Here is a 14,577-nt window from a genome sequence, read left to right as displayed (position 1 = left end):
TAATCCAGCCATCCTGAAGTAGACCGACATCCCGAAATTTGATCGACATACCGCCCGGCAGCACCCAAAAGGATGTGTGAACCGTACCACCAGGCCGCAAAACGGCTGCCGAATCATGGATTCGGTCCGCCCAGCGCGCGCTAACGTCCGGTTACTCCACCGATGGTCGGTGTAGTCCCCGTATTCCATTCGGAGCTGAGACCCGGTTCGGCTTCCAAATGACTCAAACCGTTCCAGCACAGGTTGACCAGGTGCGCCGCGACCACCTCCTTGGGCGGGGTGCGCTCGTCGAGCCACCAGGTGGCGGTGGTCGAGACCATGCCGACCAGGGCCTGGGCGTAGAGGGTGGCGAGGCTGGTGTCGAGATCACGACGACCGAAATCGCCGGCGAGCAGATGGGCGACCTGGTTGACGGCCTCGTTGAGCAGACTCGAGTAGCGGCCGTCGGAGCTGGCGGCGGGCTGGTCGCGCACCAGGATCCGGAACCCGTCGGTCCGTTCCTCGATGTAGGTGAGCAAGGCCAGTGCCACCTGCTCTAATCGCACCCGCGAACGATTGCGGGTGAGCGAGGAGGTGACCATCTCCAGCAGCATCGACATTTCGCGATCGACGACCACCGCGTAGAGGCCTTCCTTGCCACCGAAGTGCTCGTAGACGACCGGCTTGGACACCTGCGCGCGCTGCGCGATCTCCTCGATCGAGGTCGCGTCGTACCCCCGCTCGGCGAACAACGCGCGCCCGATCTCGATCAACTGCTGCCGCCGCTGCGTACCGGTCATCCTGGGCCTGGTTGCCCGAACTGGCTCACCAGAGGACATGAGCGCTCCCCCGCCTCTCCGTGTCTCTTGCCGGTCTTCACGTGTTGGTCCAGTTCCGCGCCGGGCCGACGGACATGCGCGGTCGAACTGTTGGACGTCCCCGAGGAGTTACCCGTGTACTCGCGAGATCTGTACGAACGTTCCAGAAGGCTAGCAACGCCTCGCAACGCAGTGCGCGACAGGCGTGCACAAGATTCGCCTGGGGACCGGATCGTGTGCGAGGATCTGTGGCGTGCCGTAGCACAGTGGTGGGCTAGGACAGCCCACTGGTGTAGCGATCCGCCGTAGTGTAATGGCAGCACCTCTGATTTTGGTTCAGATAGTTCAGGTTCGAGTCCTGGCGGCGGAGCACACGGACACACAGTGACGTATCGTCGGCCCGCACCATCTACCGACCGAACCCGCCACAGCACACTCGCTGACAGGCAGCCGAGGGAGATCCATGCCACCGCAGACCGCCGTCGTCGTTCTCGCAGCAGGTGCAGGAACGCGAATGCGGTCGAAGACTCCGAAAGTGCTGCACCCCTTGGCAGGCCGTTCGATGCTCTCGCACGCGCTGCACGCCGCCGTCGAGATCGATCCGACCCACCTGATCACCGTTGTCGGGCACGACCGCGAGAAGGTCAGCGCCGCCGTGGCGGAGGTGGGCAAGGAGCTCGGCCGCGAGATCGTGTGCGCGCTGCAGGAACAGCAGCTGGGAACCGGTCACGCGGTGCAGTGCGCACTGGGCTCGATCCCGGCGGACTTCGACGGCGACCTCCTCGTCACCTCGGCCGATGTGCCGTTGCTCGACGGACACACTCTTTCCGCGCTGCTCGACGAGCACCGCAGCTACGCCGACCGGCCCGCCGTGACGGTGCTGACCTTCGTCCCCGACGACGCCAACGGCTACGGCCGGATCGTGCGCGACGACGACGGTCAGGTCGCCGAGATCGTCGAGCACGCCGACGCGACGCCCGCCCAGGCCAAGATCAAAGAGGTCAACTCCGGTGTCTACGCGTTCGACGCGTCGGTGCTGCGGACCATGATCGGGCGGCTGTCCACCGCCAACGCCCAGCACGAGCTCTACCTCACCGATGTGCTGCGGCTGGCCCGCGAGGCCGGTCATCCCGTGCACGGCGCGCGGCTGATCGACTCGAACAAGGTCACCGGCGTGAACGACCGGGTGCAGCTCTCGCAGGCGGGCGCCACCCTCAATCGCTACATTCTCGAACGTCACATGCGCGCGGGCGTCACCATCATCGACCCCGCCACGACCTGGATCGACGCGAGTGTTCGGATCGGGCGCGACGCCGTGCTTCGGCCCGGTACCCAGCTCTTCGGCGAGACCCACATCGGTGAGGACGCCGAGATCGGACCCGACACCACGCTCACCGATGTGGTCGTCGGCGAGGGCGCCAGCGTGATCCGCACCCACGGCCATGGCGCCGAGATCGGTGACGGCGCGACCATCGGACCGTTCAGTTATCTGCGGCCCGGCACGGTCGTGGGCGAAGCAGGCAAGCTCGGCGCGTTCGTCGAAACCAAGAACGCCTCGATCGGCGCGCACTCGAAGGTGCCGCACCTCACCTACGTCGGCGATGCCACGATCGGCGAGTACAGCAACATCGGCGCGTCCAGTGTTTTTGTGAACTATGACGGGGTGAACAAGCACCACACCGTGGTCGGTTCACATGTGCGGACCGGTAGCGACACCATGTTCATCGCGCCGGTCACCGTGGGTGACGGCGCCTATACGGGTGCGGGTACTGTACTGCGCAGAAGCGTTCCACCGGGTGCACTCGCTGTGTCGGGCGGTCCGCAGCGAACTATCGATAACTGGGTGCAGCGCTACCGTCCAGGAACCGCTGCGGCGCGCGCGGCGGCGGAAGCCATCGCGGCAGACGAGACGTCTTCGAAGACAATCGAGCAAAAGGATGGCAACCAGCAGTGACCGCGTTCTCGATCGACAACCAGAAGAACTTGATGCTCTTCGCCGGCCGGTCACATCCTGAGCTGGCCGAGCAGGTCGCCAAGGAACTCGACGTCGACATCACGCCGCAGACCGCGACCGATTTCGCCAACGGCGAGATCTTCGTGCGGTTCGAGGAGTCGGTTCGCGGTTCCGACGCCTTCGTGCTGCAGAGCTTCCCCGCGCCGCTGAACCAGTGGCTGATGGAACAGCTCATCATGATCGACGCGCTCAAGCGCGGTTCGGCCAAGCGGATCACCGCGGTGCTGCCGTTCTACCCGTACGCGCGCCAGGACAAGAAGCACCGTGGCCGCGAGCCGATCTCCGCTCGCCTGGTTGCTGATCTTCTGAAGACCGCCGGTGCCGACCGCATCATCAGCGTCGACCTGCACACCGACCAGATCCAGGGCTTCTTCGACGGCCCCGTCGATCACATGCACGCGCTGGTGCAGCTATCGGACTACATCCGCACCAACTACCCGTCCGACAACCTCGCGGTCGTCTCCCCCGATGCGGGCCGCGTGAAGGTCGCCGAGAAGTGGGCCGACGCGCTCGGCGGCACGCCGCTGGCGTTCATCCACAAGACCCGCGACCCGCTGGTGCCCAACCAGGTGAAGTCCAACCGCGTCGTCGGTGACGTCGAAGGCCGCACCTGCGTGCTGATCGACGACATGATCGACACCGGTGGCACCATCGCCGGTGCGGTGAAGGTGCTCAAGGAAGCAGGCGCGGGCGATGTGATCATCGCGGCCACCCACGGTGTGCTCAGCGATCCGGCCGCCGAGCGGCTTGCCACCTGTGGCGCCAAGGAAGTGGTCATCACCAACACGCTGCCGATCAGCGAGGACAAGAAGTTCCCGACGCTGACCGTGCTGTCGATCGCGCCGCTGCTGGCCCGCACCATCCGCGAGGTCTTCGAGAACGGCTCGGTCACGGGCTTGTTCAACGGCAACGCCTAGTCTTTCGAATTCACCTACGGCCCTCCGGTATTCGCCCGGGGGGCCGTTTGTGGTGCGTGGGCCGTTTGCGTGGTAGGCATGGGTATTGATGTGAGGGGGCGGTATGGGGACTGAGCCGGAGCGGCGGGTCGAACTCGGTAAGGATGTGCCTCGGGTGCAGGATGCGCCGGAGCCGTCGGGCGGGGAGCCGTGGGGTGGGATCGCACATCCGGGGCCTGCTGTCGAGTTGCCGCCTTATCCGCCGCCACCGCCGGGGCCGGTGTTTCCCGTTCCTGGTTATCCCGCCGCTGGTTATCCCGTTCCAGGCAATCCCGTGCCTGGCTATCCCAGGGCGCCGTACGGTGCTGTGCCCTATCAGCCGTATCCGCCGCAGCCGGGTTACGGATACAAGGACACCACGCCGCTGTGGTCGATCTTCAGTTTTTGCTGCGCCGCGGCTTCGGTGTTCGGCGGGTTGGCGATGTGTGGGCTGCCGGTGCTGGTCACCGCGCCGACAGGGATCGCGTTGGGGCTGGTCGGGCATGCCAAGGGCGAGGAGATGGGCAAGTGGGCCGCGATCGTCAACGGGGCGATCGCCGCACTGGCCGCGTTGCTCGTGCTCGTGTTCGTGGCGTTGCTGGGCGGTCTCTGAACCGCGGCGCGCGATACTGGTAAGCGGTAGCCACACCGATCGCCCCGACCAGGGAGGTTTCGATGAGCACACCGCAGGACCCCGGTTCGGAATCCGAGCACCGGCCCCGCCACGCCAAACCGGAACCAGAACTGCCCGAGGCGACCGAGGAGAGTGCTGCCGGACAGTCCGAGGTGACCTTTTCGATCTTCGATGACGCGCCGCCGAAGTCCGCCGCTGACAAGCCGGGCCGGCCCGAGGTGTCGTATTCGCTGCTCGACGACTCCCCCACCGAGAAATCACCCGACCAGCCGCACGAGGGAAACCCGCAGGGTCGACCCGGTGTCGACTACGGTGGCTTGCCGATCGACACACCGGAATCCGACAGCCCGAAGCGCCAGACCTGGTCGACGGTCGGGTTCGTGTTCGCCGTGATCGCGCTGCTGTTCTTCCCGATCATCTTCGGCGTGCTCGGCATCGGCTTCGGCCTCTACGCCCACAAGAAGGGCGAGTCACTCGGCTACTGGTCCGCGATCGCCGCGCTCACCGCGTTGCTGGCCGGGCTCGCGATCCGGATCTTCTTCTTCGACGCCACCCTGATCCCCGAACAGAACTGAGAATCACCGCACCGATGGACGCTTTCACCGGATTCCCGCTCGCCGGCCTCGACTTCTACGAAGACCTCGAGGCCGATAATTCGAAGGCCTTCTGGAACGCGCACAAACACATCTACGACGAGGCTGTGCGCGCCCCGATGACCGCGCTGTGTGCCGAACTGGCCGCGGAATTCGGGCAGGCCAAGATCTTTCGGCCCTACCGTGATGTGCGGTTCTCCGCCGACAAACTGCCCTACAAGACCCGTCAGGGTGCGGTGGCGGGGGTGTCGCCGGGCGTCGGCTGGTACGTGCAGATCGGGCCGGCCGGGTTGTTCGTCGCGGGCGGCTGCTTCCAACCCTCACCCACGGCCCTGGCCGTCTTGCGCACCACAATCGACGACGACGTGCGCGGCCCGGAACTCGAAAAGATCCTGGCCGCGACCACCGCAGCCGGTTACACCCTCGGCGGCGACAAGCTCAAAACCAAGCCGAGGGGCTACCCCATCGACCACCCTCGCATCGACCTGCTCCGCCAAAAATCACTGACCGTACATCGCGAATTCGGCGCCCCCGACTGGCTCACCACCCCCGCCGCCGCCACCCATATCCGCCGCGCCTGGAACGAGCTGCGCCCGCTCGTCGAATGGTTCGCCGCCGTCCTCGAGGGCGTCTCCGAGGACACGAGCGGCCGACGCCCCTGAGCGACACCCGAGCGTGGCTCGTGACGCACAGCGATCGGAGGCCGATACTGGAAACCATGAGCCGTGAACCGCTGGACATGGACATGGGCGATGACGATCAAGCCGACGACATCGTCGAATACGAGCGCTATGTGGAGGACCCACCCGCCGACTACGTGATCCGCAATCACGAAGCCGACGCCGACGGTTTCCTCGGCATCAACGAGGAAGTCGCCGAGGAATACACCGAGCGAGGCTCCCGCCACGAGGCGATGGAAGAGGACGAACGTCCCGCCGAGGAAGTCGCGATGGGTGTACGCGGCGACGACAGCGTCGACGGCGACCTCTTCGACGACGATGCCATCGACGGCGAGGAAGGCGTCGAAAAAGACCTGGAGGGCGACGAAAACCTCATCAGCGGCGACTACCTCGCCGACGAACTCGACCTCTAGTTCCCGCGACGCGGCGACCGGTGGTCCCGGACCGTCGGCGCACCGTCCCGGCGACGGGAAGTTTCGACGCGAACGCGACCGATATCCGGTCATGCGCCGACCGGTGCCTTGTCGGCGTCGGCGGGGAGCCGGTTGGCGTCTTCTGATCAGCGGCGTTCGGCCAGGGTGAGGATGAACCGGTGGTCGGGGTCGGTCCAGGTGTTGGTGGGGGTGAAGCCCGCGGTGTGGAGTTCGGTGGACAGGGATTCTGGGCGGAATTTGGCGGAGATTTCGGTGCGCATTTCTTCGCCTGCGGTGAAGTCGACGGTGAGGTCGAGAGCCTTTATGGTGGCGGTCATCGGTTCGGTGGCTCGCAGGCGCATTTCGATCCACTCGTTTTCCGGGTCCCAGAGGGCGATGTGGTCGAATTTCTCGGGGGCGAAGTCGGCGTCCAGGCGGTTGTTGAGGACGTGTAGGACGTTGCGGTTGAAATCGGCGGTGACGCCCGCGGCGTCGTCGTAGGCGGGGACCAGGATCGCGGGGTCGATGACCAGGCCTGCGCCGAGCAGGAGTAGTTCGCCGGGTTCGAGGACTTCGTGGATGCCTGCCAGGAAGTCGGCGCGCTCGGCGGGGACCAGGTTGCCGATGGTGCCGCCGAGGAAGGCGATCATGCGGCGCCCGCCCCGGGGCAGGTTGTGCAGGGTGTCGGTGAAATCGCTGACCACGCCGTGCACGGACAGGTTCGGGTATTCGGCGGCGATCTCATCGGCGGCGCCGCGCAGTGCTGATGCCGAGACATCCTGCGGTACATAGGTTTTCAGTGAGCCTTCGGCGGTGAGGGCGTCCAGTAGCAGGCGGGTCTTCGCGGCTGAGCCCGAGCCGAGTTCGACCAGCACCTCGGCATGGGCCGCCGCGGCGATCTCGCCGACGACGCGCTCGAGGAGGGCGCGTTCGGTGCGGGTCGGGTAGTACTCGGGCAGTTCGGTGATCTGCTCGAACAGTTCACTGCCGCGGGCGTCGTAGAACCACTTGGGCGGCAACGACTTCGGGATGGCGGTGAGGCCGGTGCGGGCGTCGGTGCGCAAGGCCGTGGTGAGATCGTCGTCGGTGAGGTGGATGTCCAGCAGCGGCGCGGTCATGAACGAGCCCTTTCGGTGGCGGGGAGTTCGGTGGTGGTGCAGTGGCCGGGCGTGGCGGTGACCAGCTGGTGGTCGGCGATGGATTGCCAGCGCGGGTCGGCGTCGTAGGGTTCGGAGGACAGCACGGTGTAGTCGTCGGCGACGAGCACCGACAATGCATGCCAGCAGGTGGTGGCCCACAGTTGGATTCCGTTGCCGAGCAACAGGTTCAAGCGGGCTTTCGGTTGGTGCCGGAGCACAGCCGCGACGAGAAGTTGCAAGGCGTCGGCCGGGGAGGTGACCGGGCCGTCGGGATCGATCGCCCCGAGGAGTCCTCGTAGCAGCACCCACAGCGCGGCGGAATCCGTCAGCGCCTCAGCTCGCAAAAGGACCGCGGGCGACCCGAACAGCACGGCGGAGCTGGGCAGGCCATCGCATTCCGGTGCGTCGGCCTCAGCGGATTCGGCCACCACCGACGGCACATCGGCAGACCTCGCGCTCGGCCGCATCCGGACGGATGTATCCGTGCCGAGCGTTGCGGCGGCGGGCATCTCATCCGCGACCGACACAGAAGCCCCCGATACCTCGCCGCTATCCGATCGGGCCGAGGTGTCCGCGCCGACAGCGAAGGCTTCGTTCAGGTCGGCGACAACGGCGACAAGAGTGGTTCGCCAATCCGGGATCACTCCGTTGTGGCTGAAGGCCCAGTGTTCGTCGGTGAACGGGGCACAGGCGGAGCGTTCGACCGGCATGCCGACCGTGGCCGAGCGGACGGCGGCGAGCACCGAGCGGGATTCGAGTTGGCCGAGGACTTCGGCGACGGCGGGGTCGGTCCAGATCGGGGCCTGGTTGCGGTAGCGGGTGACGGCGTCGCGGGCGCTCTCGATGCCGACGTCGGCGCGGCGCCACCAGGCGACGCCGAAGCCGTCGGCGTTGATGGTGCCGCCCGCGCGCATGTCGGTGGGCGCCCACGACTGGGCGTAGAGCGAGTGCGGGCCGCGCATGACGAGTTCGCCGACGCCGACCGGTGGGCCGACGTAACCGAGGTGTCTGCACATCAGCGTTCGTCCTCGCGGAGGTCTCTGGCGAGGCGGAAACCGGCGAAGATCTGGCGGCGGATCGGGTGATCCCAGTTGCGGAAGGTGGCACGGCAGGCGACCTCGTCGGTGCCGAAGGAGCCGCCGCGCAGGATGCGGTAGTCGCCGCCGAAGAAGACTTCCGAGTACTCGCGGTAGGGGAACGCGCGGAAGCCCGGGTAGGCCTCGAAACCCGAGGAGCACCATTCCCAGACGTCGCCGATGAGCTGGTGCACGCCGGTGGCCGAGGCGCCTGCCGGGTAGGCGCCGACTTCGGCGGGTTCGAGGTGCTGCTGGCCGAGGTTGGCCCGGTGTGCGTCGGGCTGCTCCTCGCCCCACGGATAGCGCCGCGATACACCGGTTTCCGGGTCGAAGCGCGCCGCCTTCTCCCATTCGGCCTCGGTCGGCAACCGCTTACCGGCCCAGCGCGCGAAGGCCTCGGCCTCGAACCAGCACACGTGCACCACAGGCTGATCGAGCCGCAGCGGGGTGCGGACGCCGAATGCCGTGCGCGTCCATCCGTCACAGTCGCGCTCCCAGAACTGCGGCGCGACCAGGCCGGCTTCCTGCCGATGCGCCCAGCCACGCTCCGACCACAGCTCGCGACGGTCGTAACCGCCGTCGTCGATGAAGGCGAGGAACTGCCCGTTGGTCACTGGCGCGACATCGATCGCGAACCCGTCGACGTGCACCGGATGGGCGGGCTGTTCGTTGTCCAGCGCCCACGGATCCGCCGAGGTACCCATCAGGAATTCACCTGCCTCGATGACGATTTCGCCACCGACCGGCACCGGCGCGACGGGCGCGGGCGGGGCCGACAGCACCGGCGTGCCGATACGCAATTGGTGGGTGGCGAGCATGGTCTCGTCGTGCTGCTGCTCGTGCTGGGCGATCATGCCGAAAGCGAAACCGTTGTCGACCAGCGGATTACCGGCCAGATCACTGGAATCGAGGACATCGAGAACCTTTTCGCGCACCGAACCGACGTAACCCCGCGCCTGCTCGGGATTCAGCAGCGGCAGCGCGGGGCGGTTGGACCTGGCGTGCTTGAACGCGTCGTAGAGCTCGTCGATATCGGCCCGAACCGCCTCGCGCCCACCGACATCGCGCACCAGCCACAGTTCTTCCTGGTTTCCGATATGCGCCAGATCCCACACCAGCGGTGACATCAACGGCGAATGTTGCGCGACGAGATCGGCTTCGTCCACGCTGTCGGTCAGCAAGGCGGTCCGGCGGCGAGCACGCTGCAAGACCTCGGCGATCCTGGCACGCGTACGGTCGCGGTCGCTGTGGTCGGTGGGGACGGAAAGAGTCACGAGAGAAGCTCCGAAACAGACGGGTCGACAACAACTTCGGGCGGAAGCGAGGCAGCGGGCCTCAGGCCGAGTACACGGATGCGCGGCGCAATTGCGGACACGCGACAACGAGTGCGAGACGGGCGATCATCGGCTGCGCGCTTCAGGCGATCAGCGGCCGAGCGCTTCAGTTGCCCGGCCGACAACGAAGTCATCGGACCTCGCCCGAGCCGTCGCGCGCGGAGTCCACCTCGGCGAGCGGACTACGACCGGCCCGACATCGGCCGGCCGCGCTCGCCAATTCGGCAGCGGCAGCGGATGTTCGCGCATGGGCTGCGGCCAGATCCAGCACATCGACTGCCGCGCGGCGCAATTGCGGATCGAGCAGCCCGCAGCGGGCCGACGTCAACCACTCCCCCGCAGTGGGTGCGGCAAGCGCGGTCGCCTCGGCGACTACCGCCGGGGCCGACAACAGCGCGTCGAACAGGTGGATCGGCGTGGTCCATGCTTCGCCGGGTTGGGTGTCGAGGTAGCGGACCTCGAGATGACCGGAGGCTCGAACCGGCGGAAACAACGTGGTCAGGTGGTAGTCCAGATCGGCGCGGGTCGGGCGGCGGCCGACTTCGTCGTCGAGCGCGCCGGACAGCCAGTCGGCGAAGGTGGCGCCGGGCGGCGGGGACCAGTCGGCGTCGATGTCGGTGCAGCGCACGCACAGCAGGGGCACGTCGAGTGCCCAGTGGGCGTAGGAGGTGATCGGGTCGGCCCAGTCGGCCACCGGGGGTCTGGTGCGGGAAGGGTCGAGGCGCAACCAGGTGCGCATTCGCTGCGACGCCCAATCCCCGCGCGGAACGCCGTGCAGGCGCGGTGAGCAGGCGAAAGCGGCGATCAGGGTGGGGCCGAGGACGTAGAGGGCGGTCCAGCGGGCCCGGACCTCGGCGGGATCGGCGCCCGCGTCCACACTGACCTGGGTGGCGGCGGTATTGCACATCATCAGGGCGCCGAACGGGCCGACGCCGTCGAAACGACGTTCCATCGCGGCGTAGCGGGGCAATCGGAGCAGTCGCTCGGGGGGACGGCCCGCGTCGGCGGCGGCGGCGAAGATGCTGATCTCTCGGGCGGCGAGCAAGTCCCGCAAACGGGCTGCATCAGCGCGCAGATGCTGGGTCAGCGCGGCCGGATCGGCGAACGGTGCGCTGGAAAGTTCTATCTGACCACCGGGTTCGATGGTGACCAGGCTCCCGCCGGGCAGGGGTGTCGCGGGCGAAGTGGGAGCGATGGAGGTAGGAGCGTGCGGCCCGAGGGCCGCGGCGAGCTGGTCGAGCGAGGGCCGTGAACCGGTGGGCCCGGCGGTGAGCCATTCCAGTTCGGCGCCGATCAGCGCGGGTGGCCCGAGCTTGAAACAGACCCCGCCGACATAGGCCTCCGCAGCCGCCCTGGACGACAGTTCGCCCTGGTCGGGGGCATAATCGGGCCACGATGAACGTTCCAGGGTGACCGCCATACCAACCTCCGCGTGCTGTGTGCTGCCGGGGAACCTGCGTTTCGCTCATTCCAGAGTAGCGAGAACCACCGACAGGAAAAGTGACGAAAAGGCGAACGGCCCGACGGCGCTATCGTCGTCACCATGCTTGACCTCGCCGCGATCAGAGCCGCCACCCCAGGACTTGCCAACGGTCAGATCTTCCTCGACAGCGCCGGATCATCCCTACCCCCGCAGGTCGTGCTGGACACGATGATCGGCCATCTGCACCGCGAAGCCGAGATCGGTGGCTACCGTGCGGCTAACGAACGCCTCGACGACCTCGCGAAGGTGAAGACCTCGCTCGCCACCCTGATCGGCGCCACCCCCGACACCATCGCCCTCAGCGACAGCGCTTCCCGGTCATGGGCCGATTTCGCCTACTCGGTCCCCTTGCACCCCGGCGACCGGATCCTGATCTCGGGCGCCGATTACGCCAGCAATGCGATCGCCGCCCTGCAGCGGGCGAAGCAGACCGGCGCGGTGGTCGAGCGCATTCCCAGCGACGACACCGGGCGCCTCGACACCGATGCACTCGCCGACATGCTCGACGACCGCGTGCGCCTGGTCTCGCTGCAGCACGCACCGACCAACGGCGGCCTCGTGAACCCGATCGCCGAGGCCACCGCGATCGCCCACGAAGCCGGTGCGCTTGTGCTGCTCGACGCCTGCCAATCGACCGGTCAGCTGCCCATCGACGTCACCGAACTCGGGGTCGACGCCATGTCGAGCACCGGCCGCAAGTGGTTGCGTGGGCCCCGTGGCACCGGATTCCTCTATGTCCGTGCGGAATTGGCGCAGACGATGGAACCGGCCCGCCTCGACCTGCACAGCGCCCAGTGGGTGAGCCCCGGCGAATACCGCCTGGCGCAGGACGCGTCCCGTTTCGAATTCTGGGAATGCGGTGTCGCCGCCCGCCTCGGCCTCGGCGCCGCGGTCGACTACCTGCTCGAACAGGGCCCCGACGAGGTCTACGCGGCGGTCGCCTCCCGTGCCGAGTACCTGCGTAAAACCCTGCCCGAACTGCCCGGGGTAACCGTGCGCGATCTCGGCATCGAACACAGCGGCATCGTCTCGTTCACCGTCGACGGCCACGATCCGGAGCAGCTACGCGACAGCCTCGCCGACCACGCCATCACCGTCACCGTCAGCCACGCGGGCTCCACCCTGCTCGACATGACCGAGCGCACCCTACCCGCCATCCTGCGCGCCTCCCCGCACTATTTCGTCAGCCAGGACGACCTCGACCGATTCGTCGCGACGCTGGCCGAACTCACCAGCTGAGCCGCGCGAGGTGCTCGCGGGGCAGGTGCCGGTGGATCGGACCGGTGGGGACGCGGCGGCCGACGCGCTGGCGGCGGCTGTCGGAATTCTCGAACGCGGCGGTGTCTGGGCAATTCACCCAGAGGGCACACGGTCACGGGATGGCAGGGTCTATCGTGGTCGAACCGGGGCGCTGCGCGTTGCCATGGCCACCGGGGCACCGGTGGTGCCTGTGGTCCTGGACGGTACTGATCGCATGAATCCTCGCGGTCGGAAACTGTTGCGTTTCACCAAGGTACGCATCACTGTCCACCCGGCGCGACGCTATTCCGCAGCAGGTCATCATGCCCAGGTCAGAGTGGCAACAGATCTGCTGATGCGGGAAATTGCCGCGCTATCGGGTAGACCATATGTAGACCGCTACGCAGCTTCCTTCGCTGTCGAGAGCTGATCAGCAGGGGTGCTGGACGTGTCAGCCCGATTAACACGCGCGGAGCGGAGCGGGATTTCTTTGTTGAGAGTGCACAGGGTTGGGATTGCACTAGCACGGCCGTAACCGATCGTTGGCGTAAAGGGAGACCGACGTTGAGCAGGTTCACCGACGAAATGTTTGGCACAGCGTTGACCAGCTCGAAGGGGCTGGTCACCGGAGAGCCGGAGGCGCCACTGCGGCAGACCTGGGGGGAGATTCATCGGCAGGCACGGCGGATGGCGGGTGGTCTCGCGGCCGCCGGGATCGGACACGGCGACGCGGTCGGCGTACTGGCAGGCCTGCCCGTCGACATCGCGCCCGCCTGCCAGGCCATCTGGATGCGTGGCGCGTCGATCACGATGCTGCATCAACCGACCCCGCGTACCGACCTCGAGGTCTGGGTGCGCGACACCGAAACAGTGCTGCGCATGATCGAGGCGAAGGCCGTGGTTCTCGGCGCGCCGTTCGCGGCCGCCGAACCGGTGTTGCTGGAACGCGGGATCACTGTGGTGCGGATCGAAGACCTGCACAACGGTCCTGACGCCGACCCGGTGGCCACCACCGAGGGCGATATCGCATTGCAGCAGTTGACCTCTGGGTCCACCGGATCGCCCAAGGCGGTGCGAATAACCCACGGCAACTTCTACGTCAACGCCTACGCCATGTTCAACCGGGTCAAGTTCCAGACCGACGACGACGTGATGGTCAGCTGGCTGCCCCTGTTCCACGATATGGGCATGGTCGGTTTCCTCAGCGTGCCAATGCAATTCGGCGCCGAAGTGGTGTGCGTGACGCCGCTGGACTTCCTGGCCAGGCCACTGCTGTGGGCCGAACTGATCGACAAATATCGCGGAACCGTCACCGCCGCACCGAATTTCGCCTATTCCCTGCTGGCGCGGCGACTGCGGCAGGCCGAGGATGCCAACCTGGATCTGTCGAGCGTGCGCTACATGTGGAACGGCGCCGAACCGGTCGACCCCGACACCATGACGGCACTGGCGGCGGCGGGAAAGCAGTTCGGGCTCAACCCGATGGCCCTCACACCGGTCTACGGCATGGCCGAGACCACCCTGGCCGTGTCGATCCCCGACCCCGGCCACGGTCAGGTGCTCGACGTGATCGACGCAGACCTGCTCGAAGCCGTCGGCAAGGCGGTGCCGGTCGCCGAAGACGGCCACCACGGCACCCCACGCAGACTGCCGACCCTGGGCCACCTGGTCGACGACCTGGAAGGCCGCGTCGTCGACGCCGAACGCCAACCGCTGCCGGTTCGCTCGGTCGGCGTCATCGAATTGCGCGGTCCCGCCGTCACTTCGGGCTACGTCACCGTCGACGGCTTCCGCCCCGCCCAGGACGCCGACGGCTGGCTCGACACCGGCGACATCGGCTACTTCACCGAAGACGGCCTGATGGTGGTGTGCGGGCGCATGAAGGACGTCATCATCATGGGCGGGCGCAATATCTACCCCACCGACATCGAACGAGCCGCGCTTCGCGTGGCGGGCGTGCGCCCCGGTAACGCGGTGGCGGTTCGCCTGGACGCAGGCGAGAAACGCGAAAGCTTCGCGGTGGTAGTCGAATCCAACGACTACCAGAACCCCGACGAGGTGAAACGCATCGAAAAGGAGATCGTCCACGAGGTCTTCGCCGAGGTGGGTTCACGCCCCCGCACGGTGGCAGTCCTCGGCCCAGGAGCCCTCCCGAAAACCTCCTCGGGCAAACTCCGCCGCGCTGCCACCGCGGTCCACCTGCGCTGAGAACGCACTCGGCGCGCCAAGAGCCTTGGCGC

General features: G+C 67.0%; 14 protein-coding genes and 1 tRNA gene. 10 read left to right on the top strand and 5 right to left on the bottom strand.

The genetic code is table 11. From position 1 onward, the window contains the following. Positions 1-140 precede the first annotated feature (140 nt). The gene (locus tag ACFW6D_RS07675; protein ID WP_379325828.1) at positions 141-779 is read right to left on the bottom strand and encodes a TetR/AcrR family transcriptional regulator; all 639 of its coding nucleotides are present in this window, start codon (positions 777-779) and stop codon (positions 141-143) included. 317 nt (positions 780-1,096) lie between these two features. Between ACFW6D_RS07675 and ACFW6D_RS07670 the strand changes: the two genes are divergently transcribed. From ACFW6D_RS07670 to ACFW6D_RS07640, 7 genes are all read left to right on the top strand, one after another. Further along, positions 1,097-1,167, top strand: a tRNA-Gln gene (locus tag ACFW6D_RS07670). Between the two features lie 93 nt (positions 1,168-1,260). Next, the gene (glmU, locus tag ACFW6D_RS07665) at positions 1,261-2,751 is read left to right on the top strand and encodes a bifunctional UDP-N-acetylglucosamine diphosphorylase/glucosamine-1-phosphate N-acetyltransferase GlmU (protein ID WP_379325826.1); all 1,491 of its coding nucleotides are present in this window, start codon (positions 1,261-1,263) and stop codon (positions 2,749-2,751) included. Beyond that, a complete protein-coding gene (locus ACFW6D_RS07660) occupies positions 2,748-3,728 on the top strand; it encodes a ribose-phosphate diphosphokinase (protein ID WP_379231695.1) in 981 nt (326 codons plus the stop codon). Before glmU ends, ACFW6D_RS07660 begins: the two co-directional genes overlap by 4 nt. 103 nt (positions 3,729-3,831) lie before the next feature. Then, positions 3,832-4,359, top strand: a complete 528-nt coding sequence (locus tag ACFW6D_RS07655) for a hypothetical protein (protein WP_379325824.1) — start codon at positions 3,832-3,834, stop codon at positions 4,357-4,359. 62 nt (positions 4,360-4,421) lie between these two features. Then, positions 4,422-4,955: a hypothetical protein gene (locus ACFW6D_RS07650; RefSeq protein ID WP_379325822.1), complete on the top strand. Its 534-nt coding sequence runs from the start codon at positions 4,422-4,424 to the stop codon at positions 4,953-4,955. Positions 4,956-4,969: 14 nt separating this feature from the next. Then, the gene (locus tag ACFW6D_RS07645) at positions 4,970-5,635 is read left to right on the top strand and encodes a DUF2461 domain-containing protein (RefSeq protein ID WP_379325820.1); all 666 of its coding nucleotides are present in this window, start codon (positions 4,970-4,972) and stop codon (positions 5,633-5,635) included. Between the two features lie 56 nt (positions 5,636-5,691). After that, positions 5,692-6,066 (top strand): hypothetical protein, encoded by a 375-nt coding sequence (locus ACFW6D_RS07640; RefSeq protein WP_379325818.1) that lies wholly within the window; start codon positions 5,692-5,694, stop codon positions 6,064-6,066. A 146-nt stretch (positions 6,067-6,212) separates the two neighbouring features. On the opposite strand, the gene egtD is transcribed toward ACFW6D_RS07640, so the two are convergent. From egtD to egtA, 4 genes are all read right to left on the bottom strand, one after another. Continuing rightward, entirely contained in the window at positions 6,213-7,184 is a 972-nt protein-coding gene (egtD, locus tag ACFW6D_RS07635; protein ID WP_379325816.1) for an L-histidine N(alpha)-methyltransferase, read from the bottom strand. Further along, positions 7,181-8,221, bottom strand: coding sequence for a class II glutamine amidotransferase (locus ACFW6D_RS07630; RefSeq protein WP_379325814.1), 1,041 nt, complete (start codon positions 8,219-8,221; stop codon positions 7,181-7,183). Before ACFW6D_RS07630 ends, egtD begins: the two co-directional genes overlap by 4 nt. Then, a complete protein-coding gene (gene egtB, locus ACFW6D_RS07625; RefSeq protein ID WP_379325812.1) occupies positions 8,221-9,555 on the bottom strand; it encodes an ergothioneine biosynthesis protein EgtB in 1,335 nt (444 codons plus the stop codon). The genes ACFW6D_RS07630 and egtB overlap by 1 nt, the downstream gene beginning before the upstream one ends. A 190-nt stretch (positions 9,556-9,745) precedes the next feature. After that, positions 9,746-11,035: an ergothioneine biosynthesis glutamate--cysteine ligase EgtA gene (gene egtA, locus ACFW6D_RS07620; RefSeq protein WP_379325810.1), complete on the bottom strand. Its 1,290-nt coding sequence runs from the start codon at positions 11,033-11,035 to the stop codon at positions 9,746-9,748. A gap of 123 nt (positions 11,036-11,158) precedes the next feature. Here egtA and ACFW6D_RS07615 point away from each other — a divergent pair, with 123 nt between their 5' ends. The 3 genes from ACFW6D_RS07615 (at position 11,159) to ACFW6D_RS07605 (ending at position 14,545) form a co-directional block, all read left to right on the top strand. Then, positions 11,159-12,337, top strand: a complete 1,179-nt coding sequence (locus ACFW6D_RS07615; protein WP_379325808.1) for an aminotransferase class V-fold PLP-dependent enzyme — start codon at positions 11,159-11,161, stop codon at positions 12,335-12,337. A gap of 10 nt (positions 12,338-12,347) precedes the next feature. After that, entirely contained in the window at positions 12,348-12,767 is a 420-nt protein-coding gene (locus ACFW6D_RS07610) for a lysophospholipid acyltransferase family protein (RefSeq protein ID WP_379325806.1), read from the top strand. A gap of 134 nt (positions 12,768-12,901) precedes the next feature. Then, positions 12,902-14,545 carry a fatty acyl-AMP ligase gene (locus ACFW6D_RS07605; protein ID WP_379231719.1) on the top strand — a complete coding sequence of 548 codons (1,644 nt, stop codon included), beginning with the start codon at positions 12,902-12,904 and terminating at the stop codon, positions 14,543-14,545. Positions 14,546-14,577: the final 32 nt, after the last annotated feature.

It is taken from the genome of Nocardia sp. NPDC058705, from assembly GCF_042749305.1.
Lineage (GTDB): Bacteria > Actinomycetota > Actinomycetes > Mycobacteriales > Mycobacteriaceae > Nocardia.
Note: the sequence above shows the minus strand (reverse complement) of the source record. Positions and strands in the feature narration are given on the sequence as shown.